Annotated in this window: 24 protein-coding genes; all 24 read right to left on the bottom strand. The window is 39.8% G+C overall.

Going from position 1 to position 26,185, the window contains the following annotated elements; genetic code table 11:
- Positions 1 to 177: 177 nt before the first annotated feature.
- Positions 178 to 2,292, bottom strand: coding sequence for a polyribonucleotide nucleotidyltransferase (pnp, locus tag IHV09_RS06115; protein WP_197127757.1), 2,115 nt, complete (start codon positions 2,290 to 2,292; stop codon positions 178 to 180).
- Positions 2,293 to 2,485: 193 nt separating this feature from the next.
- Complete coding sequence (gene rpsO, locus IHV09_RS06110) at positions 2,486 to 2,755, bottom strand: 30S ribosomal protein S15 (protein ID WP_066240919.1); 270 nt, start codon at positions 2,753 to 2,755, stop codon at positions 2,486 to 2,488.
- A gap of 139 nt (positions 2,756 to 2,894) precedes the next feature.
- Complete coding sequence (gene ribF, locus IHV09_RS06105; RefSeq protein ID WP_197127756.1) at positions 2,895 to 3,833, bottom strand: riboflavin biosynthesis protein RibF; 939 nt, start codon at positions 3,831 to 3,833, stop codon at positions 2,895 to 2,897.
- 25 nt (positions 3,834 to 3,858) lie between these two features.
- Positions 3,859 to 4,770, bottom strand: a complete 912-nt coding sequence (truB, locus tag IHV09_RS06100) for a tRNA pseudouridine(55) synthase TruB (RefSeq protein ID WP_197263858.1) — start codon at positions 4,768 to 4,770, stop codon at positions 3,859 to 3,861.
- Positions 4,771 to 4,852: 82 nt separating this feature from the next.
- Positions 4,853 to 5,236, bottom strand: a complete 384-nt coding sequence (rbfA, locus tag IHV09_RS06095; RefSeq protein ID WP_066393771.1) for a 30S ribosome-binding factor RbfA — start codon at positions 5,234 to 5,236, stop codon at positions 4,853 to 4,855.
- Between the two features lie 31 nt (positions 5,237 to 5,267).
- Positions 5,268 to 5,546, bottom strand: coding sequence for a DUF503 domain-containing protein (locus IHV09_RS06090; RefSeq protein ID WP_144700710.1), 279 nt, complete (start codon positions 5,544 to 5,546; stop codon positions 5,268 to 5,270).
- Complete coding sequence (infB, locus tag IHV09_RS06085; RefSeq protein WP_197263857.1) at positions 5,543 to 7,861, bottom strand: translation initiation factor IF-2; 2,319 nt, start codon at positions 7,859 to 7,861, stop codon at positions 5,543 to 5,545. Before infB ends, IHV09_RS06090 begins: the two co-directional genes overlap by 4 nt.
- A gap of 15 nt (positions 7,862 to 7,876) precedes the next feature.
- Positions 7,877 to 8,182 (bottom strand): YlxQ family RNA-binding protein, encoded by a 306-nt coding sequence (locus tag IHV09_RS06080; RefSeq protein ID WP_197127752.1) that lies wholly within the window; start codon positions 8,180 to 8,182, stop codon positions 7,877 to 7,879.
- Positions 8,179 to 8,445: an RNase P modulator RnpM gene (rnpM, locus tag IHV09_RS06075; protein WP_197263856.1), complete on the bottom strand. Its 267-nt coding sequence runs from the start codon at positions 8,443 to 8,445 to the stop codon at positions 8,179 to 8,181. Before rnpM ends, IHV09_RS06080 begins: the two co-directional genes overlap by 4 nt.
- Positions 8,446 to 8,465: 20 nt before the next feature.
- Entirely contained in the window at positions 8,466 to 9,569 is a 1,104-nt protein-coding gene (gene nusA / locus IHV09_RS06070; protein WP_066393741.1) for a transcription termination factor NusA, read from the bottom strand.
- Positions 9,570 to 9,592: 23 nt separating this feature from the next.
- The gene (gene rimP / locus IHV09_RS06065) at positions 9,593 to 10,063 is read right to left on the bottom strand and encodes a ribosome maturation factor RimP (protein ID WP_197127750.1); all 471 of its coding nucleotides are present in this window, start codon (positions 10,061 to 10,063) and stop codon (positions 9,593 to 9,595) included.
- A 156-nt stretch (positions 10,064 to 10,219) separates the two neighbouring features.
- Positions 10,220 to 14,521, bottom strand: coding sequence for a PolC-type DNA polymerase III (locus tag IHV09_RS06060; protein WP_197263855.1), 4,302 nt, complete (start codon positions 14,519 to 14,521; stop codon positions 10,220 to 10,222).
- Positions 14,522 to 14,738: 217 nt separating this feature from the next.
- Positions 14,739 to 16,451 (bottom strand): proline--tRNA ligase, encoded by a 1,713-nt coding sequence (locus IHV09_RS06055; RefSeq protein WP_197191137.1) that lies wholly within the window; start codon positions 16,449 to 16,451, stop codon positions 14,739 to 14,741.
- Positions 16,452 to 16,478: 27 nt separating this feature from the next.
- Positions 16,479 to 17,741, bottom strand: a complete 1,263-nt coding sequence (gene rseP / locus IHV09_RS06050; protein WP_197127747.1) for an RIP metalloprotease RseP — start codon at positions 17,739 to 17,741, stop codon at positions 16,479 to 16,481.
- A 5-nt stretch (positions 17,742 to 17,746) separates the two neighbouring features.
- Positions 17,747 to 18,904, bottom strand: coding sequence for a 1-deoxy-D-xylulose-5-phosphate reductoisomerase (gene dxr, locus IHV09_RS06045; protein ID WP_197263854.1), 1,158 nt, complete (start codon positions 18,902 to 18,904; stop codon positions 17,747 to 17,749).
- 16 nt (positions 18,905 to 18,920) lie between these two features.
- Positions 18,921 to 19,709 (bottom strand): phosphatidate cytidylyltransferase, encoded by a 789-nt coding sequence (locus IHV09_RS06040; RefSeq protein ID WP_197263853.1) that lies wholly within the window; start codon positions 19,707 to 19,709, stop codon positions 18,921 to 18,923.
- 13 nt (positions 19,710 to 19,722) lie between these two features.
- Positions 19,723 to 20,478 carry an isoprenyl transferase gene (locus IHV09_RS06035; protein WP_197127744.1) on the bottom strand — a complete coding sequence of 252 codons (756 nt, stop codon included), beginning with the start codon at positions 20,476 to 20,478 and terminating at the stop codon, positions 19,723 to 19,725.
- Between the two features lie 169 nt (positions 20,479 to 20,647).
- Positions 20,648 to 21,205 (bottom strand): ribosome recycling factor, encoded by a 558-nt coding sequence (frr, locus tag IHV09_RS06030; RefSeq protein ID WP_137789640.1) that lies wholly within the window; start codon positions 21,203 to 21,205, stop codon positions 20,648 to 20,650.
- Positions 21,205 to 21,930 carry a UMP kinase gene (pyrH, locus tag IHV09_RS06025; protein WP_066393724.1) on the bottom strand — a complete coding sequence of 242 codons (726 nt, stop codon included), beginning with the start codon at positions 21,928 to 21,930 and terminating at the stop codon, positions 21,205 to 21,207. Before pyrH ends, frr begins: the two co-directional genes overlap by 1 nt.
- Positions 21,931 to 22,256: 326 nt before the next feature.
- Positions 22,257 to 23,135, bottom strand: coding sequence for a translation elongation factor Ts (gene tsf / locus IHV09_RS06020; protein ID WP_197263852.1), 879 nt, complete (start codon positions 23,133 to 23,135; stop codon positions 22,257 to 22,259).
- A 102-nt stretch (positions 23,136 to 23,237) separates the two neighbouring features.
- Positions 23,238 to 23,963 carry a 30S ribosomal protein S2 gene (gene rpsB, locus IHV09_RS06015; RefSeq protein WP_137789641.1) on the bottom strand — a complete coding sequence of 242 codons (726 nt, stop codon included), beginning with the start codon at positions 23,961 to 23,963 and terminating at the stop codon, positions 23,238 to 23,240.
- 157 nt (positions 23,964 to 24,120) lie between these two features.
- The gene (locus tag IHV09_RS06010; RefSeq protein ID WP_197263851.1) at positions 24,121 to 24,543 is read right to left on the bottom strand and encodes a DUF6115 domain-containing protein; all 423 of its coding nucleotides are present in this window, start codon (positions 24,541 to 24,543) and stop codon (positions 24,121 to 24,123) included.
- Between the two features lie 10 nt (positions 24,544 to 24,553).
- The gene (locus IHV09_RS06005; protein WP_197263850.1) at positions 24,554 to 24,823 is read right to left on the bottom strand and encodes a hypothetical protein; all 270 of its coding nucleotides are present in this window, start codon (positions 24,821 to 24,823) and stop codon (positions 24,554 to 24,556) included.
- A gap of 18 nt (positions 24,824 to 24,841) precedes the next feature.
- Complete coding sequence (locus IHV09_RS06000; RefSeq protein WP_197263849.1) at positions 24,842 to 26,182, bottom strand: DUF342 domain-containing protein; 1,341 nt, start codon at positions 26,180 to 26,182, stop codon at positions 24,842 to 24,844.
- Between the last annotated feature and the right edge of the window lie 3 nt (positions 26,183 to 26,185).

Below are 26,185 nucleotides of genomic sequence, written 5' to 3'. Positions count from 1 at the left end.
AAGGTATGTATGTGTTGGACAGGTTAGAACGTTTATACGATTCTCGTAGGGAAGAGAGATTTAGTATGGATGAATTATCAAGTTTATATTCAAATCACATTGAAAAATAAACAAAAAAAAGACTGACCAACCGGATACAGAGGTATCCGTTTTGGTGCAGTCTTTTCACTTCCTATATTATACGTTTTGCTGCTGTTCGTTCTTTGCTTTTTCTTCTTTCAACACAACTTTGCGAGATAAGTTTACGCGACCTTGATTATCGATCTCCATAACTTTAACCATGATCTCGTCACCGAGCTTCACAACATCTTCAACTTTTCCTACACGTTCTTCAGCAAGTTCAGAGATATGAACGAGTCCATCTTTGCCGCTGAATAGTTCTACAAACGCACCAAACTTTTCAATACGTTTAACTTTACCCATGTAGTATTCTCCAACTTGAACTTCACGAACAATATCTTCAATGATCTTCTTCGCTTTTTTGTTCATAGATTCGTCAGTTGAAGCGATGAAGACTGTACCATCTTGCTCGATATCAATCTTAACACCCGTTTCTTCGATGATCTTATTGATGATTTTCCCGCTTGGCCCGATTACATCACGGATCTTATCTGGGTTGATCTTCATCGTTAAGATCTTAGGTGCATATTGAGAAAGTTGTGTACGAGATTCTGATAGTGTAGCGAGCATAGACTTCAGAATGATCATACGTCCTTCTTTTGCTTGAGTTAAAGCTTCTTGAAGAATTTCACGGTTGATACCTGAAATTTTAATATCCATTTGAAGAGCAGTGATACCGTTCGGAGTTCCTGCCACTTTAAAGTCCATATCTCCAAGATGATCTTCCATACCTTGAATATCTGTTAGAACCGTTACATCTTCACCGTCTGAGATCAGACCCATAGCGATACCAGCAACTGGAGCTTTGATCGGAACACCAGCATCCATCAATGCAAGCGTACTTGCACAAATACTTGCTTGCGATGTAGAACCATTTGACTCTAATACTTCTGAAACTAGACGGATCGTGTATGGGAACTCTTCTTCGTTCGGAATCACTTGCTCTAAAGCACGCTCACCTAGTGCACCATGTCCGATCTCACGTCTACCTGGTCCGCGCATAAATCCTGTCTCACCCACACTGAATGGAGGGAAGTTATATTGGTGCATGAATCGTTTTGATTCTTCTACACCTAGACCATCTAGAACTTGAACGTCGCCAAGAGCTCCTAACGTACAGATGCTGAGGGCTTGAGTTTGTCCACGTGTAAATAGACCCGAACCATGCGTTCTTGCTAAGATGCCGACTTTTGAAGAAAGTTGACGGATTTCATCTGTCTTCCTTCCATCCGGACGTACTTTCTCCTTAAGGATCAAGCGTCTCACTTCTTCTTTGATGAGTTTATGTAAAACCTCTTTAGCTTCGCTGGCTTTATCTTCATCTTCTTCGTAACGAGAAGCGACGTTTGCACTTACAGCGTCTAAAGCTTCTTGACGAGCATGCTTTTCAACAACTTTAACTGCTTCTTTCACATCGTTTCCAACAAATTCACGAACTTCTTGTTCCACATCTTTATCTAGCTCATGAAGAACGATCTCCATCTTTTCTTTACCGATTTCAGAAACAATCTCCTCTTGGAAAGCGATTAAGCGTTTGATCTCTTCGTGACCGAACATGATCGCTTCAAGCATAACTTCTTCAGAAACTTCTTCTGCACCAGCCTCAACCATGTTGATGGCATGTTTAGTACCTGCCACAATCAGTTGAATATCACTCTTTTCATTTTGTTCAACCGTTGGATTAATCACAAATTTGCCTTCGATTCGACCAACTGTTACTCCAGCGATCGGTCCTTCAAAAGGAATATCAGAAATAGACAACGCAAGTGATGACCCAATCATTGCAGCCATTTCTGAAGAACAGTTTTGATCCACACTCATTACTGTGCTGACAACTTGTACTTCGTTACGGAACCCATCTGCGAATAAAGGACGGATAGGGCGGTCGATCAAACGACTCGCTAATACCGCTTTTTCGCTTGGTCGTCCTTCACGTTTAATAAATCCACCTGGGATTTTACCTACTGCATATAAACGCTCTTCGTAGTTTACTGTCAGCGGAAAGAAGCTAAGATTTTTAGGCTGTTTTGATGCAACAGCTGTTGAAAGTACTGCAGTATCGCCATATCTGACCATTACAGCACCGTTCGCTTGTTTTGCTAATTCTCCAATTTCGAACGTAAGCGTTCTACCCGCCCAGTCCATTGTAAAAGTTCTTTTTTGTTGATCCATTTTACTTGGTACTCCTCTCAACACTTAGAAAAATCCTATCATATTATGGTTCTATTATATCCTAACGTAGTCCTTCCTAAAAAGAAAAACTCGAAAGAATTTACTCATACATACCAAGAATAACATGTTTAGTGCCGTTTATGGATGAATGCTTGCAATAAAAAAAGCGGGAAATATATCCCGCTTTGCTGGATTAACGACGTAATCCAAGTCTTCCGATCAATTCGCGGTAACGCGTGATGTCCTTGTTACGTAGGTACGTTAACAAGTTACGGCGCTTACCAACCATTTTCAATAGACCACGACGTGAGTGGTGATCTTTCTTGTGTGTACGCAAGTGATCATTCAACTCATTGATTTGTTCAGTAAGGATAGCGATTTGAACTTCTGGAGATCCAGTGTCCGTATCATGTACCTTATACTCGCTGATTAGTTCGTTCTTACGCTCTTGAGTAATAGCCATCCTTTTCACCTCCTTAATAATAGAAACACCAATTACCGAGCAAACGTCGGTGACTCGATTTGCCAAGCAATGGTTATATGCACATTAAAATGTACAGTTATTATCATAGACTTTTTATAGAATAAATGCAAGTTTTTTATTACAGGGACTGTATGATTTCAAATGTTCTGCTTTTATCAGCATGAAGCTGGGCAATAAGTTCGTCTATTCCGCTAAATTTCTTCTCATCACGAATTCTCTTCAACCAAGTGATTCGAACATCTTCCCCATATATCTCTTTGTTGAAATCGAAGATATGAACTTCGAGAGATGGTTTTTTTTGATCATCTTTAAATGTAGGTTTGTACCCTACGTTCGCCATCGCGAAATAACTCTTATTATCGATGATAACTTCTACTGCGTAAACTCCTACTTTTGGCAATGAATATTGATCGGTGTCTAAGTTCGCTGTTGGAAATCCTATCGTCCGACCACGTTTATCGCCATGTATCACTGTGCCGGTGAGTGTATACCTTCTACCAAGGTAAGGCTGAAGCTCATCGACTAGACCTTCTTTAAGATGGTTTCGAATCAATGTGGAGCTTATTTTTTGACCATCTTTTTCGATCTTTTCAATAACAGTCTGCCCAAATTGACCGTTAGATTCTTTCACTAAAGTTTCAACATTACCTTTTCCATACTTTCCATATGAAAAATCAAAACCGGTAACAACATGGACCACATTCAAACCAATCACATACTGATCAACAAACTCCTGCGTATCTAGACCCGCAAAAACATGATCAAATTTCACAAGATAAAATCTTTCTACACCCATCTCCTCTAGAATCTTCTTTTTTTCTTCAAGAGGTGTGATGTATGTCCAATTATGATCACTCTTGCCTAACACGACAGACGGGTGCGGGTGAAAGCTCATAACAGCAGGAACAGCGTTGTTCTTCTTAGCAAGTTCTACTGCGGTGTTGATCACACGTTGGTGTCCTACATGAATTCCGTCAAAATAACCTAGAGCCAAAAAAGTTGGTGGAAGGTCATCTTGTTGAAAATGATGCGGATGACTTATAACAATCGTTTCCAAAAAACTCACCTACTAACTTCTTTCATTAATCAATGGCTAACACTTTAACCGGTTTTATTAAACCTGGTTTTGAAGGATGAAGCTCATATATGGCTAGACATTTTCCTTCTTCATTATAAACACCAAACGGGCTTTGTACCAAATCTTTTGGTGCTTCAAGCACAGAACCATTTTTTATCTTGAACAACAGCTCTTCTGAAACTGTCCATTTAGGAAAGTGAGAAATTCCTTTTTCAAGTGGAAACAAGTAATCTTCTAATGGCGTCTCTCCGCTTTCAAGCTGCTCAAATGTTACGCAGTCTTCAATAGAAAAAGGTCCAGATGCTGTTCTGATCAAAGATGACATGTGTGCAGGGTATCCCAGTCTCTCACCGATCTCAACAGCAAGCGTCCTCACGTATGTACCTTTAGAACATCGTACTCTAAATGAAAATACAGGTTGATCTTTACTTAAAACGTCACCATCGTCAATTAATTCGAGTTCATGGATGGTCACATTTCGTTTCGGGCGTTCAACAGTGAGTCCTTGTCTCGCATATTCATAAAGTTTCTTTCCGTTTACTTTAACCGCTGAATACATCGGAGGAACCTGTTCAATCTCTCCTTGTAAAGCCTTTAAAATGTCTTTTATATCAGAAAATGAGATATCTTTTTCTACTTGTTTCTCTAGTACTTTTTCACCGTGAGCATCTTCTGTTTCTGTAGAGTATCCTAAAGTGACTTCACCTATATATTCCTTGCCATAGTCTGACATGTACTCTGCGACCTTCGTCGCTCTCCCTATACATATAGGAAGAACTCCTGTCACCTCAGGATCTAATGTACCTGTGTGACCCACTTTTTTCGTTGAAAAGATTCTTCGTATCTTTGCCACGCAATCATGTGATGTCATACCAGCAGGTTTTTTCAATGCCAAAATTCCTTGTCTTGCACTCATAAAAGCTTCTCCTTTGATCACATTATCTCTTTTTAATAAGCAAAAAATGGATAGACAAAATTAATTGCCTATCCATTTGCTATTATGGCTTCGGATGCTCTTCATTTTCTTCGTCTTCTTCATCCTCACGTTTGATATCAGACAAAAGACTTTCGATCTTGCTTCCATAATTTAGAGATTCATCAAATTTAAAAAAGATGTCTGGTGTTTTACGCATGCGGATGCGTTTTCCGATTTCTGTACGAATAAAACCTGTTGCTTTCGCTAAGCTTCGTAATGTTTGTTCCTTTTGATCGGCATCACCAAACACAGAAACATAAACAGTAGCCTGCTGTAAATCACCTGTTACATCTACCGCCGTAACGGTCACAAAACCTACGCGGGGGTCTTTGATTTTTCGGCCTATAATGTCACTAAGCTCTTTTTTCATCTGTTCCCCAATACGATTGGAACGGATTGTGCCCATTTTTACTACACCCCGTTTCTTGCCACTTGCGTTACAGCCACTCGATGTTTGAACGTGTAACTTCCAACTCAGTAATAGATGTAATAATCGCAAGTGCTCTTTGCAATTCTTTTTCTGCTATTATTTTGTCCGAAGAAACGGTAACCATACTTATCTCGGCGCGCTGCCACAAATCTTGATGATCTGTTTCGGATACAGCCACGTTTAATCGTTGACGCAGCCTGTTTACCGCTTTTTGAACAACTGAACGTTTATCTTTTAACGACTGTGCTTCATAGATGAAAAACTCAACCGTTAAGAACCCGATCATTTTACTTTAATTTCTTCCATGATATAAGCTTCAATGATGTCGCCCTCTTTAATATCATTGAACTTTTCTAACGTGATTCCACATTCGTATCCAGCAGATACTTCTTTAGCATCGTCTTTAAAACGTTTAAGTGCATCGATCTTACCTTCGTAAGATACTACGCCGTCACGAATCAAGCGAACTGTGGAATCTCTTGTAATCTTACCTTCCGTAACGTAACATCCAGCGATCGTACCCACTTTAGAAACTTTGAAAGTCGTACGAACTTCAACTTGCCCGATAACTTTTTCTTCGAATTCCGGATCAAGCATCCCTTTCATCGCTGATTCGATCTCTTCGATTACGTTGTAGATAATTCTATGCAGACGAACATCGACTTTTTCAGCGTCAGCCGTACGTTTCGCACCATTATCAGGACGAACGTTGAAACCAATCACGATTGCGTTTGAAGCAGAAGCAAGCATGATGTCATACTCGTTGATCGCTCCAACACCAGAGTGGATGATTTTAACTTTTACGCCTTCAACATCGATTTTTTGTAATGAACCTGCAAGTGCCTCAACAGAACCTTGAACATCACCTTTGATGATAACATTAATTTCTTTGATGTCACCTTCTTTAATTTGATTAAAGAGGTCATCAAGGTTTAGTTTAGAAGACTCTTTACGCTGTGCATCCTGCTGTTTTTTGAAGCGAGATTCACCAACTTGACGAGCTTTTTTCTCATCAGCGAAGACCATGAACTGATCTCCGGCTTGTGGAACATCATTCAATCCAGTAATTTCAACAGGTGTTGAAGGTCCTACCGTTTTAACTCTACGTCCAAGATCGTTCACCATCGCACGGACACGACCAAATGTGTGTCCAACAACGATTGGATCTCCAACGTTTAACGTACCTGATTGAACAAGAAGAGTTGCAACAGAACCACGGCCCTTATCAAGCTGTGCTTCAATCACAGTTCCAATTGCTGTACGGTTTGGATTTGCTTTTAATTCTTCAACTTCAGAAACAATGTTGATCATTTCAAGCAGATCGTCAATTCCGTCACCTTTAATCGCAGAAACGTTTACGAAGATCGTATCTCCACCCCAAGCTTCAGAAACAAGTCCGTGCTCAGTTAGTTCTTGCATAACACGATCTGGGTTAGCAGATTCTTTATCCATTTTGTTTACAGCAACGATGATTGGAACTTCTGCTGCTTTTGCGTGGTTGATCGCTTCTACTGTTTGAGGCATAACACCGTCATCAGCAGCTACAACAAGAATCGTGATATCCGTTACTTGAGCTCCACGAGCACGCATCGTTGTAAACGCAGCATGTCCAGGAGTATCTAGGAACGTAATTTGTTTTCCGTTGTTCGTAATTTGATATGCACCGATATGCTGTGTGATACCACCCGCTTCGCCTGCAGTCACCTTCGTGTTACGGATCGCATCAAGAAGCGTTGTTTTACCGTGGTCAACGTGACCCATGATCGTAACGACTGGCGGACGAACTTGAAGATCTTTTTCTTCATCTACGATTTCGTAGTTTTCGAATTCAGTCTCATCAACGATGATTTCTTCTTCTACTTCTACATCGTAGTCAGCTGCGATCAATTCAATCGCTTCTTTATCAAGCTCTTGATTGATCGTTGCCATGATTCCAAGACCCATTAACTTTTTAATAATCTCAGAAGTATCTTTGTTCAACTTTTTAGCAAGTTCACCAACTTGTAGTGAATCAGTAAACGTAATCTTACTTGGCGTTTCTAGTACTTTCTTTTGAGGAGCTTGTTGTTGCTGGTTTCCGCCGCCTCTGTTTTGCTTGTTGCGATTGTTGTTGTTCTTGTTGTTGTTTCTATTGTTGTTTTGGTTTCTGTTGTTGTTATTCTTGTTGTTTGAATTGCTGTTATTGCTCTTGTTTTGGTTGCTGTTAGTGCTTTTGTTCTGATTGCTGTTGCTAGTTTTGTTTTGATTGTTTTGGCTGTTAGTATTAGTGGACTTTGGTCCTTTAGCTTGTGACGAGTTATTGTTCTCTTTTTTTATTTTCATATTACTCTCTTTTTGAACTTCCTTTTTATTAGATTTGTTGTCATTACCAGGGTTGCTATTTTTCACATCTGATTTAGGGAGTTGATTTTGATTTGTTGATTTTGGTTGATCTTTGTTAGACTTTGGACGATATGCTTCATCCAATTTTTTAAGAGCTGCCTGATCAATCATAGACATATGATTCGCAACGTGGACATCCATCGTTTTAAGCTTTTCAATAATGTCTTTACTTTGAACATTTTTCTGTTTCGCATATTCATATACGCGGATTTTACTCATATGTTCACCCCCGAGTTAGTGATCAAGAAGTTCCTTTAATTTCTTAGAAAATCCTTGATCATTTACAGCAACTACAACTCGTTGCTCCTTACCGATAGCCCTGCCTAAAATATTGCGATCTTCTATCCAAGCAAGATCTATTTTATAGTAAAGGCACTTATCGGTAACTTTTTTCTTTGTATTATCAGAAGCATCTTTTGATAGCAGAACAATTTTAGCGTTTTGCTTTTGGATGCTTTTCACAACTAGTTCTTCGCCGGAAATGACTTTACCGGCTCGAGCTGCTATTCCAAGAAAGTTTGCCCAAGGAGTTGGTTTCAAGATGTATGACTTCCTTTTTCTAGCTGTTCAAATAGATCAGCTGGAATCTTTGTTTTGAGATGTGACTCAAGAACCTTTTTCTTTCTTGCTTGTTCGATACAAGCTGGTTCATGACAAAGGTAGGCTCCTCTTCCGGATTTTTTCCCCGTCGTGTCGACAGAGACTTCTCCTTCTGGTGAGCGGACAATACGTGTTAATTCTTTTTTAGCCTTCATCTCTTGACAGGCTACGCATTTTCTCATCGGAATTTTACGTGTTTTCATTGTCTCCACCTCGTCTTTTCTTACTCTTCATCCTCATCAGTATCTTCAAAAAAATCACTGCGAGCGTTTGATGGATCGTACACACCTGATTCTATTGCTTCTGTTTCACTTTTAATATCAATCTTCCAACCTGTTAACTTTGCAGCTAGACGCGCATTTTGGCCACGTTTACCGATCGCTAACGAAAGTTGATAGTCTGGAACGATAACCGTTGTCATCTTTTCCTCTTCATTCACTTGTACTTCTAGAACTTTAGCTGGGCTAAGTGAATTAGCTACATATACGACCGGATCTTCACTCCATCGAACGATATCGATCTTTTCACCGTTCAATTCGTTTACGATTGTTTGAACGCGTGCACCTTTTTGTCCAACACAAGAACCAACCGGATCCACTTCTGGATCAGCAGCATGAACGGCAATCTTTGAACGGTCACCCGCTTCACGAGCGATCGATTTAATCTCAACCGTACCATCATAGATCTCTGGCACTTCAAGCTCGAATAAGCGTTTTAAAAGACCTGGGTGAGTTCTTGATACTAGTATTTGAGGACCTTTTGTCGTCTTTTCAACTTTAGTAATGTACACTTTGATGCGGTCGTTCGTGGTATGAGATTCCCCAGGCATCTGTTCAGCAGCAGGAAGAAGAGCCTCCACTCTGCCTAGGCTTACATACATATAACGGTGGTCTTGTCGTTGAACGATTCCCGTGATGATATCTTCTTCACGATCAATAAATTCTGAGAAGATGATCCCGCGCTCTGCTTCACGTACGCGCTGTGTAACTACTTGTTTAGCTGTTTGAGCAGCAATACGACCAAAATCTTTTGGTGTAACTTCTTCTTCTACGATATCTTCTAATTCATAGCCAGGGTTGATCGCTTGAGCTTCTGCCACTGAGATCTCTTGACGATCGTCCTCAACTTCTTCAACCACATTTTTTCTTGAAAAAACACGGATACTTCCTGTGTCTCTGTTAAAATCAACACGAACATTTTGCGCTTGATGAAAATTGCGCTTGTACGCAGAAATAAGGGCTGCTTCAATCGCTTCAATAATTACTTCTTTACTAATCCCTTTTTCCTTTTCTAACAATGTAAGTGCATCCAAAAGCTCGGTACTCATTTTTCTTTCTTCTCCCCTCTTCATTAAAAAACAACCGCAAGACGGGCGTTGGCCACTTTAGCATAAGGTAACTCTACCTTTTTCACTTGCGTTTTCACTCTAATCTCCATGAACAGCGTTTCACCGTCAAAGTCTTTTAAAAGTCCTTCATATACTTTTTCGCCGTTTAATGGCTCATAAAGTTTAATGTTTACATTTTTGCCGATAGCATTTTTTACATCTTCAGGTTTCTTAAGCGGTCTTTCAACACCTGGAGAAGATACTTCTAAAAAGTAGGGCTGTTCGATCGGATCAAGTTCATCTAATTTTTCACTTAATTGTTCACTGACAGTCCCGCATTCCTCAATATCAATCCCATCCGTGGAATCGATATATACACGGAGAAACCAGTTTTTACCCTCTTTAACAAATTCAACGTCAACAAGTTCAAGTCCTAGTTTTTCAACGATTGGGGTTACAAGCTCTGTTGTGAGCTCTGTAATCTTCTGACTCATTGCTGCCCTCCTTCTTACTGAATGACCTCAAAACGTAACGAAAGAGTGGGGAGCCCCACTCTTTCGCCGACAGTTATTCATTCAACAGTATTTCCAAAAATACTATACCATAACCAATAAAATACTGCAACTTATCTAGCCTTCAGAAAGCCCTTGTTAAAAGAGCGAAAGCTGGTTTGCATCAGGCATTCCTTCTAAACATCCTTGGTCATCTAAGTACTCAATAATGGTCTTAGATAACTTCGCACGCTGCTGAAGATCTTCCTTAGAAAGAAATTCACCTTGTTCTCTTGCTTTTACAATGTTTAATGCTGCATTTGTACCTAAGCCTGCGATTGAATTGAAAGGTGGTATTAATGTATCCCCTTCTACTAGGAAGTCTGTTGCGCTCGATCGATACAGATCGATCTTTTGGAATGATAGCCCTCTTTCACACATCTCAAGTGCGAGTTCTAGAACCGTTTGCAAGTTCTTCTCTTTTGTAGAAGCATCAAGACCTTTAGCTGAGATCTCTTCAATTTTTGTCTTTAACGCTTTGGATCCTCTGATCATAGACTCCACATCAAAATCATCCGCTCTTACGGTGAAATATGCCGCATAGAACCAAATTGGGTAGCGAACTTTAAAATATGCGATACGAACGGCCATCAACACGTATGCTGCAGCATGGGCTTTAGGGAACATGTACTTGATCTTCAAGCATGAACCAATATACCAATCAGGTACATCGTTCTTCTTCATCTCTTCGATCCACTCATCCGGCAGACCTTTTCCTTTACGTACACTTTCCATGATCTTAAATGCTAGTGATGGCTCAAGGCCTTTATAGATCAGATAGACCATTATATCATCGCGACATCCAATAACATCTTTTAGCACACAGGTACCGTTTGCGATCAGTTCGTTGGCATTGTTCAGCCATACGTCTGTACCATGAGAGAGTCCTGAAATCTGTACAAGTTCAGAAAAAGTACTTGGTTTTGTTTCTTCAAGCATCTGTCTTACGAACTTTGTTCCGAACTCTGGAATTCCTAGAGTGCCCGTTTTACACATGATCTGTTCTTCTGATACACCTAATACTTCTGGGCCTGAGAAGATTTTCATTACTTCTGGATCTGATGCAGGAATGGTCTTCGGATCAATACCGCTTAAATCTTGAAGCATCCGGATAACAGTTGGATCATCGTGCCCTAGTATATCAAGTTTCAATAAGTTATCGTGAATCGAGTGAAAATCAAAATGAGTCGTCTTCCATTCTGAACCACTATCGTCAGCTGGGAACTGAACAGGGCAAAAATCATAAATATCCATATAATCTGGAACAACAATGATTCCACCCGGATGCTGACCTGTAGTTCTCTTTACTCCTGTACATCCAGATACGAGGCGATCCACTTCTGCAGATCGAATCGTTAAGTTATTGTCTCCTGCGTATCCTTTTACATAACCGTAAGCCGTTTTTTCAGCTACCGTACCAATCGTACCTGCACGATACACATAATCTTCACCAAACAATTCTTTCGTGTAATTATGCGCTCTAGGCTGATATTCACCAGAGAAGTTCAAGTCGATATCCGGTACCTTATCTCCTTTAAATCCAAGGAACGTTTCAAACGGTATATCTTGTCCATCTTTTATATAAAGCACTTCGCATGTTGGACATTCTTTATCTGGAAGGTCATAACCGGATCCTACGGAACCATCATTAAAGAAATGGGATTCTTTACATTTCGGACAAACATAATGTGGAGGCAGTGGGTTCACTTCAGTAATCTCAGTCATTGTCGCAACAAACGACGAACCGACCGATCCACGCGATCCTACAAGATATCCATCGATCAAGGATTTCTTCACAAGTTTATGTGAGATCAAGTAAATAACCGCAAATCCGTGTCCGATAATACTCTTTAATTCTTTTTCCAGTCTCTTTTCAACTAACTCAGGAAGGTTCTCTCCATAGATGCTTTTAGCTCTGTTATAACTCATCGAGCGTACTTCGTCATCTGCGCCCTCAATCTTCGGAGTATATAGATCATCAGGGATCGGTTTGATCTCCTGTATCATGTCAGCGACCTGTCTCGTATTTTCACAAACTACTTTTTGTGCTTTTTCCTCACCTAAGAAAGAGAACAAGTCTAACATCTCATCCGTTGTTCTAAAATGAACATCTGGAAGAGTTTGTCTGTTTAGAGGGTTCGCTCCACCTTGAGAAGAGATCAAGATCTTTCGATAGATCGCATCTTCAGGGTTTAAATAATGAACGTTTCCTGTTGCGACAACCGGTTTGTTCAATTTCTCTCCAAGCTGAACGATATTAGAAAGGATCTCTCTTAAGTTCATCTCATCTGCGACTAATTCTCTTTCGATAAGATGATAATAGTTACTTGGCGGCTGAACTTCTAAGTAATCATAAAACTCCGCGATCTTTTCAACTTCTTCGATCGGTTTTTGCATCATACCTTCAAACACTTCACCTTTATCACAAGCTGAACCGACGAGTATACCTTCTCGAAGTTTACTTAATCGTGATCTAGGGATACGTGGTGTTCGATAAAAATAAGATAGATGTGACTCAGAAACGAGCTTGTATAAATTCTTTAGACCTTCTTGGGTTGCAGCTAAGAGCGTACAATGAAACGGTCTTGATCGCTGAAATCCACCTTGCCCCATGTTATCGTTCAAACGGTCGTGATAGAAGATTTCTTTTTCAAACGTCTCTTTTAACAGTTTCCATAGCAGATAACCGGTTGCTTCTGCATCATAGATGGCTCGGTGATGCTGAGTAAGTTCGATATCGAACCTTTTACAAAGCGTGTTCAATCTATGATTCTTTAATTGCGGCAGCAGAAATCTTGCCAATTCAAGTGTATCAATAACAGGATTCTTCGCTTCGCCTATTCCTATCTTTCGTAAACCTTCGTTCAAGAACCCCATGTCAAAGCTCGCGTTATGAGCTACTAGGATATCATCACCCATAAACGCATGAAAATCACGAAGCACTTCTTCGATCTCAGGTGCGTTCTCGACCATATCATCTGTAATTCCAGTTAATTCAATCGTTGTTTGAGATAGAGATTCATGAGGATTCGCGAACCTTTCAAAACGATCAATGATCTCTCCACCACGTATCTTCACAGCAGCGAGTTCAATGATTTTATTATAAACGGCTGATAAACCTGTCGTCTCAACGTCAAAGACAATGTATGTTTCATCCGTTAATTTTCTCGGCGCCTCGTTATATGCGATCGGTACACCATCATCTACAAGATTTGCTTCAAGTCCATACAGGATTTTGATTCCGTTTTTCTTTCCTGCATTATAAGCTTCTGGAAAGGACTGAACACCAGCATGATCAGTTATCGCGATAGCTGGATGACCCCATTTTTTCGCTTGTCCCACTAAAGAGGAGACAGAGGATATCGCGTCCATCTGACTCATTGGTGTGTGAAGGTGAAGCTCAACACGTTTGTTGTCTTCTTCCGCTAAATCTTTTCTGAATTCAGGTTTGATCTCATTAATATCGTTAGCGATCATGACCAGATCTCTTACAAACGTATCATTTTGTATTCCGCCTCGAACTTTTAACCACATTCCCTTTTGAATACCTTGTAGGATAGGGATATCTTCTTTGTCTCGAGAGAAAATTTTAATGAGTAGAGAATCCGTGTAATCGGTAATTTTAAACGTTAAAAGCGTACGTCCGCTTCTAAGCTCTCTCGTTTCGGAATGAAAGACGTAACCTTGAATCGTTATGCGTCTTTCTTCATCTTGAATCGTTTGAATCGGAACAGGATCATCCTTGATCGAATATCCGATCATAATATCTGTTCTTGCTGCAGGACCTTCAGATCGATTGGCAGCTTTTTCTTTTTCAACTAAAGCTTCCATTACTTTATTCTGATCTTCTTGTTTTCTCTGTTCGATAAACTTTTGAAAATCTTCTTCAGAGTGTTTAATCTCTGTTTTTACCATTACAGAATGGAAGCCAAACTGACTGTACATCTCTTTGATAACAGGAGATAGCTTTCTCTGCACCAATGCTTCTTCCGCATCATTTCTTACGGTCAGACACAAAAAATTTCCTTCGGCAATAGGATCTTGTGTAGAAAGCATGCTTCCTAGACTCGGTGCCGCTGTCTCTACTAACTTTTCTTTGCACAACGGCCAAAAACCAAGAAGCTCTTCTGCTTGAAAACTCTCCTTCGTTTGAATAGAAAAAGACACTGTAGCAATATGTTGAAAAGTTTGGCGAAGGCTGGCACTAAACCAAGCATAGCTGTCCGGCGTTAATGGGCGCAGGAGGCCTATAATAAAATGCCAGCTTCTATTTGCTTTATCTATCGTAAGTTTTTCGATCGTTCCTTCCGAAAAACCGGCTTTCATTTCAAGGGGCATACCTAGTTGTTCTAAAAGAAGCGATAGCCTTTCTTGTCTGATCTGCTGATCATTTCCGCTCATACGAACCTCCTTTTAAAGGGGTTTAATTATGTTTTCACATGACTAACCTACGTATTTTTTATACGTGTCTTTATTTATTATACTATAGCTATAAATCTTTCAGCCTCGAATATCATCATAAAGATTAGATCCTAATTCGTAAAGTACAAAGAGAAAGGCACCTCTTGAATGAGAGGCACCTCCTCTATTAGTTTTATAGATTAACACAAACTTCGCATTATTTCTTAAGATTATTCCACTCTTTTTTAATAAAATCGCTAAGTTCAGAAACTGGCACTTCGAAAGATTCTCCGCTCTTACGAATCTTCACTTCAACGATTCCTTCTGAAGCACGCTTGCCAACCATAACACGAATTGGCAATCCGATAAGGTCGCTATCCGTAAATTTCACACCAGCACGTTCAGGGCGGTCATCATATAAGCAATCAAAACCATCGTTCTTGATCTGAATATACAATTCATCTGAAAGTGCTGCTTGTTCGGCATTCTTACTATTGACAGCAATTAAATGAACATCGAACGGAGTTAGTGATAACGGCCAGATTAATCCTTTTTCGTCATTGTTTTCTTCTGCTACTGCAGCTAATGTACGAGAAACACCTATCCCGTAACAACCCATTGACATAATCTGATTCTTGCCATTTTCGTCCAAGTAAGAGGCTTTCATTGGCTCACTGTATACTTTACCAAGTTTGAACACATGACCGACTTCAATTCCTTTTGCAAAAACGATTGTTCCTTTACCATCAGGTGACAGATCACCTTCCACAACAAAACGAAGATCAGCTGTTTCATTAAACTCAAAATCTCTATTTGGATTAACATTCGTATAATGGTAGCCTGTTTCATTTGCGCCACAAACTGCGTTAACCATATAAGGGACTGTTTGATCTGCGATGATTTTAACGTCTTTTGACAAGTTGACCGGTCCGATAGATCCGTGTTCCGCGTTCAACCATTTTTTTGTTTCTTCCGCTGAAGCTAATTCTACTTCTTTAGCAGAAAGCACATTCTTAAGCTTGATCTCATTAACCTCATGATCTCCTCGGACTAACACTAAAACAGGTTGTTCGTCAGCGATATAAAGCAAAGATTTCATAACTTTTGATGGTGTAACCTTTAATAGCTCTGAAACTTCCTGAATTGTTTTTGCTTGTTTTGTTTCTACTTTCTCAAGCTCCATAAGTGTTTCAGATGAACGCTCTTCACGTATTACAACAGGAGCCATCTCGATGTTCGCTGCAAAATCTGAATCCGTTGAATACGCGATCAAATCTTCACCGATTTCTGATAAGACCATGAACTCATGATTATCTTTACCACCGATTGCGCCTGAGTCTGCTAAAACCGCTCGGAAGTTTAGTCCGCAGCGACTAAAGATAGCGGAGTAGGCATCTTTCATCGCTTCATACGTAGCATCAAGACTTTCTTGTTTATCATGGAAAGAGTATGCGTCTTTCATAATGAACTCTCTTCCGCGCAGCAGTCCGAAACGAGGACGCTTTTCATCCCTGAACTTCGTTTGAATTTGATATAAGTTAAGAGGAAGCTTCTTATATGATTTCACTTCGTCTCGAACGATGCTTGTAATCACTTCTTCATGTGTAGCTCCAAGAGCAAAATCACGCTCGTGTCGGTCCTTTAGTCTCATAAGTTCAGGACCATAGCTATACCATCGGCCACTTTCTTGCCAAAGTTCAGCAAGCTGCAGTGCGGGCATCATCATCTCTTGTGAACCAGCACGATTCATTTCTTCTCGTACAATATTCTCTACTTTATGAAGAACCTTTTTCCCCAAAGGTAGAAATGAGTAAATGCCGGCAGCATTCTGACGTATAAAGCCAGCTCTTAATAAGAGCTGGTGACTTTTTACGTCTGCATCTGCAGGAACTTCTCTTAATGTTGGCATAAACAATTGACTTTGTCTCATTATCTCTACTCCTCAAATCATCCCTGATTAACCAAGAAAAATTTTCTGTATATCATTCCATGTTACAACAAGCATCAATAGCATCAAAAAGGCAAATCCGATAAAATGAACCATTCCTTCTTTTTGTGGATCGATCGGTTTTCCTCTCAATGCTTCAACACCTAAGAATAAAAGGCGTCCTCCGTCAAGTGCCGGTAAAGGCAACAAGTTAAAGATTCCTAAGTTTACACTTAGTATAGCTGCCCACTGAAGTAGCATATAAACACCAGCTTTAGCAGCTTGATCTGTATATTCATAGATTCCGAGCGGCCCCGAAAGTTGGTCGATTCCATGCTGACCAGTAATAAGCTGTCCGAGACCCGTAAATATAGCTGTTGTCATAAACCATGTTTGTTTAGCTCCATATTCTAATGAACCAACAAAAGAGGATTCAGTATATGGATGTGCTCCAATAAATCCTTCGTTCTTATCATCAGCACCTTTGCGAGAGCCAAGCGTAACAGGAACCACTTTCTCTTCACCATCACGGTTTATCGTAAACATTAACTTTTCGCCAGGATTTTCTTGAATCACGGAAACTAACTCTTTCCAGTCGTCCATCTTTTCGCCCTGAACCGCAATAATTTTATCCCCTTTTACTAAACCGGCTTTCTCAGCGCCTGCTCCTTCTTGAAGGGTACCAAGTCTTGATTCATTTGTCGGTATACCTTGCATGAGTGAGAATACAACCAAGATCACAAAAGCAAGTAGAAAGTTCATAGCTGGACCAGCAAAGATAGCAAGTGTTCTCTGCATGATCGTCTTTGATCCAAACTGTCGATTATAAGGTGCGATTTGCATCTCTTGGTGATCTGCTACAAATAATGCATCTTCTTTAACTTTGTAAGTCGAAGATCCAGAGTCTTCATTTTCAAAACCTGTCAAATACAATTCGCGTTCTAGATCAGCTTTTTCAATGGTGATCGTCTTTTGAACCGGATACTTATCACGGTGATTTACAACGATCTTCTCCACTTCTTCTGCTTGGTTGAAGATCAAACCAACTCTGTGACCTGCCTTAAGTTCAATACCTTCTGGATCTTCTCCAGCCATGCGCACGAACCCTCCAAGTGGTAAAAGACGGATCGTATAGACCGTCTCCCCTTTCTTGAAGGCAAACACTTTTGGGCCGAATCCAATTGCAAACTCACGACACAAGATGCCTGCACGTTTTGCTAGCAATAGATGTCCGAGTTCATGAAAGAAAATTAAAGCACCTAAAATGATGATAATGGCTATCACAGTGTTCATTCCCATTACCTGCCTTTACTAAGTAGTGACTCCACATATTGACGAGTCCTATTATCTGTTTCTTGTATTGTCTCAAGGTCTGGCGTACTGACATTAGACAACTCTTGCATAGCACGTTCAATCATCTCTTCAATCTCAAGAAACGAGATATGACCATTCAAGAATAGCTCAACCGCTTTTTCGTTCGCAGCATTTAAAACCGTCGGCATCAAGCCTCCTGCTTTTCCTGCTTGAAATGCCAGTTTTAAACACCTGAACCGGTCGTAGTCCATTTCTTGAAAATGTAACTTCCCAACTTCCCATAAGTTTAACCTTTTCCCGTTTATTAATTCAAGCCGATCGGGATATGTAAGAGCGTACTGTATCGGCACTCTCATATCTGGTTGTCCCAAATGAGCGATAATGCTTGTATCAACAAACTCTACCATAGAGTGTATGATACTTTCCTTATGTAAAATGACGTCTATTTTCGAATAATCAAAGGAAAATAACCAGTGAGCTTCAATTACTTCTAACCCTTTATTCATCATTGTTGCGGAATCAATCGTTATTTTCGCACCCATAGACCAGTTTGGATGATTTAAAGCTTCCTGCACTGTAACGTTTTTTAATTCTTCACGAGTTCGGTCTCTAAAACTTCCACCAGAAGCAGTCAATATCAACTTCTCTACACGGTTTGGGTCTTCACCGTTTAAACACTGATAGATCGCTGAATGTTCTGAATCGACCGGAAGAATAGGTACGTTGTGTTTTTTCGCTTTTTCCATAACAAGGTGACCTGCAGTCACAAGTGTTTCTTTATTAGCTAAAGCGATCGTTTTTTTTGCTTCGATTGCTTTTAATGTAGGAAGTAAGCCTACACTACCGATTACTGCGTTCACAACAACCGTTGAATCAGTAGAAACCGCGGCTTCAATCAATCCATCCATCCCTGAAACAACTTTTGTTGATGAATTCACCCTAGACCGAAGTACTTTTGCATCTTCTTCGTTTTGAACGGCACAAATTTCAGGCTGGAATTGCTGTATGATTTTTTCAGAAGCCTCAATATTCTTACCTACAGACATCGAACTTAATTTGAACTTTTGTGGATGAGAGGCGATCACATCTAAGGTCTGAATGCCGATCGAACCTGTTGCACCAAGTAAACTAACTGATTTCATACAATACCTCCTAGCGTTATCCTATCAAATGAAGCACGTGAAGCAACGGGAATATAAACAACGCACTGTCTAGTCTATCTAATATCCCACCATGACCAGGAAGTAAAGTACCAGAATCTTTTACATCGTAGATTCGTTTGAATGCCGATTCTGCCAAGTCACCAATCTGACCAAATATGCCTACGACAAGTGAGATAAGTAGAATATTAAATATCGACATATCAACGAAAGAAGTGAAATAGCTGATCACCCCTACAACGATACTAAAGAAGATTCCGCCAACTGCACCTTCTATCGTTTTGTTTGGGGAGATAACCGGCCAAAGTTTTCGCTTTCCAATCGATTTCCCAACAAAATATGCTCCAGAGTCAGTCGCCCAAATCATGAATAGTATCAAGAATAGTAGCTGGACACCGTCCTCTAATATTCTCGTTTCTAGTAGATAGAAAAAGCCAAATCCTACATAAATAGAACTAAATAGTACAAAAGAAATATGATTGTAATCTGTATTGTTCTTTTGTATGACCGTTACGACTAGCAGCAGAAGAACTGCAAGTATAATGGCATCAGTTTTAGTAAAGGGTTCTAATGAACTCATCCAATCTTCTGGCAATGCCACCAAGACTGCTAAAAGATAGCCGATTCCCCCGACGAAACTTCGCTCCATCCCTTTCATACGTAATAATTCAAACATGCCAATCCCAGTTAGCAATAGTATTAATAGTGAGAACGGCCAGCTTCCATAAAGGGTAATCCCTATAAATAAAACGGCTGCGATTACACCTGTTATTATCCGTTGTTTCATAAGTCCTCCTTAATTAAACACCGCCATACCGCCTGCCTCGCCCGGCAAATTGTGATACAGCTTCTCTTAAATGCTCCTCAGAAAAATCTGGCCATAACACTTCAGTAAACCAAAATTCAGAATACGCAAGCTGCCATAGCATAAAGTTACTTAATCGAACTTCACCGCTTGTACGAATCAATAAATCAGGGTCCTTTAGATCATGCGTCATTAAATGCTGCTCGATCATAGAATCATCAATATCTGAAGGCTCTAATCTTCCTTGTTTAACTTCAGAAGCCAATGCTTTTACTGCAGCTGTAATCTCATCACGACTGCCATAATTAAGAGCGAAGTTTAAGATTAACCCTGTATTGTTCTTCGTCTTGTTAATCGCCTCATCTACTGCTTTAACAGTATGAAGGGGCAATAACTCTTTTTTACCCATTATTCGCACTTGTACGTTCTCTTTAATCAAATCTGGCAGAAAAGTATTTAAAAATTCTCCAGGAAGCTTCATTAAAAAGTCGACTTCTTCACGTGGCCGTTTCCAATTTTCAGTTGAAAACGCATAAAGGGTCAGCACTTCAATCCCAATCTTATTCGCTTCTTTAACGATTTTCCGAACTGTTTTCATCCCTTCATGATGTCCGGCAATTCGTGGCATCGCTCGTTTCCTTGCCCACCGACCATTACCATCCATAATAATAGCTACATGTTTAGGGATGTTTTCTTCTTTAAATGTATGATTCTCTGGACTTTTTTTCTTAAAGAAAAGCTTGTCAAGCATGTATAAGCCTCCATCTTCTTAGACTTCATAGAATCAACCTCTATAAGAGATTTTCTCCTAATGCCTATCGCCACTTATCAATTTAAATCTAGCAAAATGGCGATATTGTCTAATAAAAAAGCCCCCTTTTATAGAGGGCTTTTTATATTTAATTGTACATGGAAAAGCTTTATACTTCCATGATTTCTTTTTCTTTAGCAGAACTTACAGAATCAGCTTCAGCTGTGTATTTATCAGTAAGCTTTTGAACATCATCGTTATAACGGCGTAGTTCATCTTCTGTAATCTCAGCTTCTTTTTCAAGTTTCTTCAAATCATCATTCGCATCGCGGCGAACGTTTCTTAAAGCTACTTTCGCTTCTTCAGCAAACTTCTTAACAAGTTTAACTAATTCTTTTCTACGCTCTTCTGTTAGAGCTGGAATCGCAATACGAATCACTTGCCCATCGTTAGAAGGTGTTAGACCAAGATCAGACTTTAGGATCGCCTTTTCGATATCTGCCATTGCAGATTTGTCGTAAGGCTGAATAACTAAAAGTCTAGCTTCTGGAGTGGTTACACCTGCTAATTGATTGATTGGTGTTTGAGTTCCGTAGTAATCAACTTGTACTCGGTCTAATAGAGAAGGATTTGCTCTACCTGCACGAAGTGTTGAATATTCGCGTCTTAGAGCTCCGATTGCTTTTTGCATCTTTTCTTCTGCTTGAGTTAAAACTTCTTTTGCCATTAGTTTCTCCCCCTTATAACGGTTCCAATTTTTTCTCCAGCAACTGCTCGTTTGATGTTTCCTTCTTCCATGATCGAGAAAACAACTAACGGGATGTCATTGTCCATACATAGTGACGAAGCTGTAGTATCCATTACAGCTAGTCCGTCTTTTAAAAGATCAAGATAAGATAATGTCGTATACTTCACTGCATTCTCATCCAACTTCGGATCTGCTGAATACACGCCATCCACGTTGTTCTTAGCCATCAAGATAACTTCTGCTTCAATTTCTGCTGCTCTTAGTGCTGCTGTCGTGTCGGTTGAGAAATACGGGTTACCCGTTCCTGCTGCAAATATGACAACGCGCTTTTTTTCAAGGTGACGAATGGCTTTTCTTCTGATATAAGGTTCTGCAACCTGACGCATTTCTATTGATGTTTGTACTCTTGTTTGAACCCCGATGTTTTCAAGACTGTCTTGAAGAGCTAATGAATTCATAACTGTAGCAAGCATGCCCATATAATCTGCTGAGGCACGGTCCATTCCCATCTCACTACCCGTCTTACCGCGCCATAGGTTTCCGCCGCCTACAACTACAGCAACTTCTACGTCGAGTTCAACGATTTCTTTTACTTGTTCAGCAATTGACTGAACGATTTTTGGATCGATTCCAGAAGTTTGTTCACCTGCTAATGCTTCTCCGCTTAGTTTCAAGACGACTCGTTTATATTTTGAAGTAGTCATTTGTCCCTCCATCACCTAAAAAAATGTATTTACTTTGGTGTTAAGGCTTTTCTGTAAAGCTATGTTGCTTATGAAAGTAGTTAATCTCCGTTTCAGGTGCTCGCTTTCCGCGGGGCGACCGGTGAGCCACTTGCCGCTTTGCGCCTTTAAGTGTCTCACCTGACCGCTCGTCCCGCAGGAGTCTCGCACCTTACACTTCAATCAACTAGTCAAAGATGTCTTTATCAAGCATAAGCAGCAATCTTTTTTGAAAACCATTAATAAACCAAGGTTATTTCTGTAAAAAAAGAGGAACACAACGTGCTCCCCTCTTTTTCAAACTGTGCTTACTTTTTAACTTGAGACATTACTTCTTCAGCGAAGTTGTCTTCACGCTTTTCAAGACCTTCTCCTACTTCAAAGCGAATGAAGGCTTTAACAGTAGCACCTTTGGAAGCTACATATTTACCTACTTTTTGGTCTGGATCTTTAATGAAAGATTGGTCGTTTAAGCAAATATCTTCGAAATATTTACCAAGACGTCCTTCTACCATTTTAGCTACGATGTTTTCAGGCTTTCCTTCGTTAAGTGCTTGTTCAGTTAACACTTTACGCTCACGTGATACTTCTTCTTCACTAACTTCGTCACGAGAGATGTATTTAGGGTTTACTGCTGCAACGTGCATAGAAACGTCTTTTGCAACTTCTTCTTCTGTAGTCCCTTCAACAACTGAAAGAACTCCAATACGACCACCCATGTGTAGGTATGCGCCGAATGCTGCATTGTCGTCTTTTTTCAAGATTTCGAAACGACGTAGTGTAAGTTTTTCACCGATTTTTGCAATTGCAGCGTTGATGTAGTCATTTACAGTAGTTCCGTTAAAGTCAGAAGCTAGTGCATCTTCAACAGAAGCAGGCTCTGTAGCCAACAAGTGGTTACCAAGTTCAGCGATTAAGTTTTTGAAGTTTTCGTTTTTTGCAACGAAATCTGTTTCAGAGTTCACTTCAAGGATTACTGCTTTGTTCCCTTCAACGATTACAGAAGTTAAACCTTCTGCAGCGATACGGTCAGCTTTCTTAGCAGCTTTCGCGATCCCTTTTTCACGAAGGTAATCAATTGCCGCCTCCATGTTACCATCTGTTTCAGTTAATGCTTTCTTACAATCCATCATACCTGCGCCAGTATTCTCACGCAATTCTTTAACCATTTGTGCTGTAATAGCCATGTTTTTTTGCCTCCTTATGGGATATGTAGTGCTAGTTGTGCTTTTACATAAAAAGGGTGATAAAGGGTCATCCCCTCTACCACCCTTGAGCATTCCATTTAATTAAGCAGTAGTTTCTTCTTCAGCTGCTTCTGCTACTTCTTCTCCGCCTTGGTTAGCTTCGATGATAGCATCTGCCATCTTACCAGTAAGAAGTTTAACTGCACGAATTGCATCATCGTTACCAGGGATAACGTGATCAACTTCGTCCGGATCACAGTTCGTATCAACGATAGCGATGATCGGGATGTTTAATTTACGAGCTTCCGCAATCGCAATGCGCTCTTTACGAGGGTCAACTACGAATAATGCGTCAGGAAGCTTGTTCATGTCTTTAATTCCGCCTAGGAACTTTTCAAGACGATCCATTTCCTTTTTAAGAAGAATAACTTCTTTCTTAGGAAGTACTTCAAAAGTACCGTCTTCTTGCATTTTTTCAAGATCTTTTAAGCGGTTGATACGCTTGCGGATTGTACCGAAGTTTGTTAATGTTCCACCTAACCAACGTTGGTTGATGTAGTACATGTCAGAACGTTCAGCTTCTTCCTTTACTGAATCTTGAGCTTGTTTCTTAGTTCCTACGAAAAGGATCTTTCCACCGTCAGCTGCGATGTTACGCATAACATTGTAGCACTCTTCAACTTTCTTTACTGTCTTTTGAAGATCGATGATGTAGATACCGTTTCTTTCTGTGAAAATGTAACGAGACATTTTCGGATTCCAACGGCGAGTCTGATGACCAAAGTGTACACCAGCTTCTAACAATTGTTTCATTGAAATTACTGCCATAATGGCACCTCCTAGGTTTGTTTACCTCCGTTTGTTTCACCTTTGAGCAATAACTGACTTAGTCAGCACCACATTACTCAAATCCGCAAACGTGTGTGATTAACACCGAGAAATAATATAACATGTTTCGTGCAATTTCTGCAAGTCTTTTTGCTTGTTATCGATAAAATTTTAAAAGTAACTCTACTTCGCCTTTACCTCTTTGCAGCATTTTTGCAATTTCTTCAGCATTATATCCTTCTTGAGCTAATGTTAATACTTCGTTCGTATCTTTAGATAAGTTATCATCTGGAGAAGTATTGTCAGTTTGGGTCTCTACAGATTGGATTGGAGAAGTCTCATTGACCACTGTCGAATGATATTTCTGCTGTTGCTCTTCTGTGAATTTTAAAATCATCTTATGCAAACGTTCATTTTCAAGCTTCATCTCTTCTGAGAACAGCTCCAGAAGTGCTTCTACCTCTTCACTTATTCTTGTGTCATTTGAGGCACTCTGCTGCTGCAGTTTTTTGCGCAAATTAAAAACAGAATAAAGACAGATTACATTTAATAAGAAACTTAGAAAAACTAAGGCGTACATCACATTCATCCTAACCTGTATAATCAATTTTCTTCCCTTTATAAGGATGACTCTGACTTCTAGAACTCGTCTTTTCTTGTTGTTGATTTGATTGAAACAAGCCTGCATCAGTCGCTTCTTTCTGATTGACCCGTTTCGATTCATTCTTGTCTTTCTTACGTATTTCTTCTGTGGTCTGCTGTTGTTGTAGAAGTCCTCTGTTCATTAGATCTAGACTTGCTTTTGACACATCAACTGTTCTTGGAATTGCAACTTGAAGCTCTATTAATTTCAGACTCACAGTATCCACATCCAATTCTTATAGGGAGTGAACAACAATTTCTTTCTCTTCTATAAATACTTTTGCAGCATTAAATGGAGATTGAATTTTTCGTTTGTATTTTCCAATACAGATCTCAACATTAGGGTGAAGCGTGCCTTTTATATTTATAGATGAGTTTGAAGAACTTTTACATCTTTGGATTTTCTTTTGTAGGTCAACGATCTCGTGTTTCGCTTGAGAGATTGTATTAATGATACGATTAATCGTTTGTCGTTCTGAATTTTTCTGAATCAACACAGTCTTTAAATGATTTAATTTCTCTAAATTTGTTTGCAGTTCAAGAATTTTTTGTTCGTATTTTACGATATCGTTCTCCATTTTAGCATTTGTTTTTATGTGTAATAGCGTTTTGGAGTACGTTTCACTGCCTATATCAATCGCTGATATTCCGTTCCCAGCAATACATGTACCACCCGATATATTCCCTTTTCCGCTTGTACATGTAACAGTCAATTCTGCCTCACAATGACTGTGTAGAATCGTTTGAGCTACCATTATATTTCCATTGGCGTAGACATTTCCTTGACTAATATACAGTGAAGTAAAGTCTCCTCCACAACGGATCGTTCCTTTACCTTGGCCTAACACACCACCACCGATAACAACGTTTCCGTCTGTAGTGATATCTGCTGCTTCTACGACTCCTTCGATCCTCACATCACCTTTTGCTGATATTTTAAATCCGGAAGGAACATCGCCCGTTATATGAACATTTCCAACAAAATCTATGTGACCAGTCTTTAAGGAAACATCTCCATCCACTCGATAAACGGGATAAATATTTACTCTGTTCTTTTGAAAGGTTACTTCCCCGCTTGCTGAAGCATAAACGTATTGCTCTGATTCGTTAAATACGGTGTTCATACCATTTTTCACTAGCAGATCATTTCCGTTTTTTGCAGATAGCACTTTTCCGAAAACACTTATTCCTGCGATGCCTTCTGTAGCATTTACTTTTCTTGCTAAGATCTCTCCGAACTCAGCTGTTGGAATTGTAAAAAGTCGTTTAAAATCCAGCTTCGCATTTTCGTTGATCGTAACAACTTTCTCATTTGAGATAGACGGTATAAGTCTTGCAGGTTCTCCGTCCTTCGGTTGTTTTCCTTTTGCGATTTCAGCCGGGAAAATAAATGTATCTAGATTCTCTGCTATCAAACTCAATACTTCATTTCGAATTCCATGTCGTATACCTTTTGATTCGATCCAAGCTAAAAGACTCGAAAATGTGACTTCTCCAGATGGGATTTCAACTTCTTTTTTTAATAAAAGAGCCTGCGTTTCATTATCTTCATATTTAATATGAAACCATTGATCCATATC

The organism is Fictibacillus sp. 23RED33 (genome assembly GCF_015903925.1).
Taxonomy (GTDB): domain Bacteria; phylum Bacillota; class Bacilli; order Bacillales; family Fictibacillaceae; genus Fictibacillus; species Fictibacillus phosphorivorans.
Note: the sequence above shows the minus strand (reverse complement) of the source record. Positions and strands in the feature narration are given on the sequence as shown.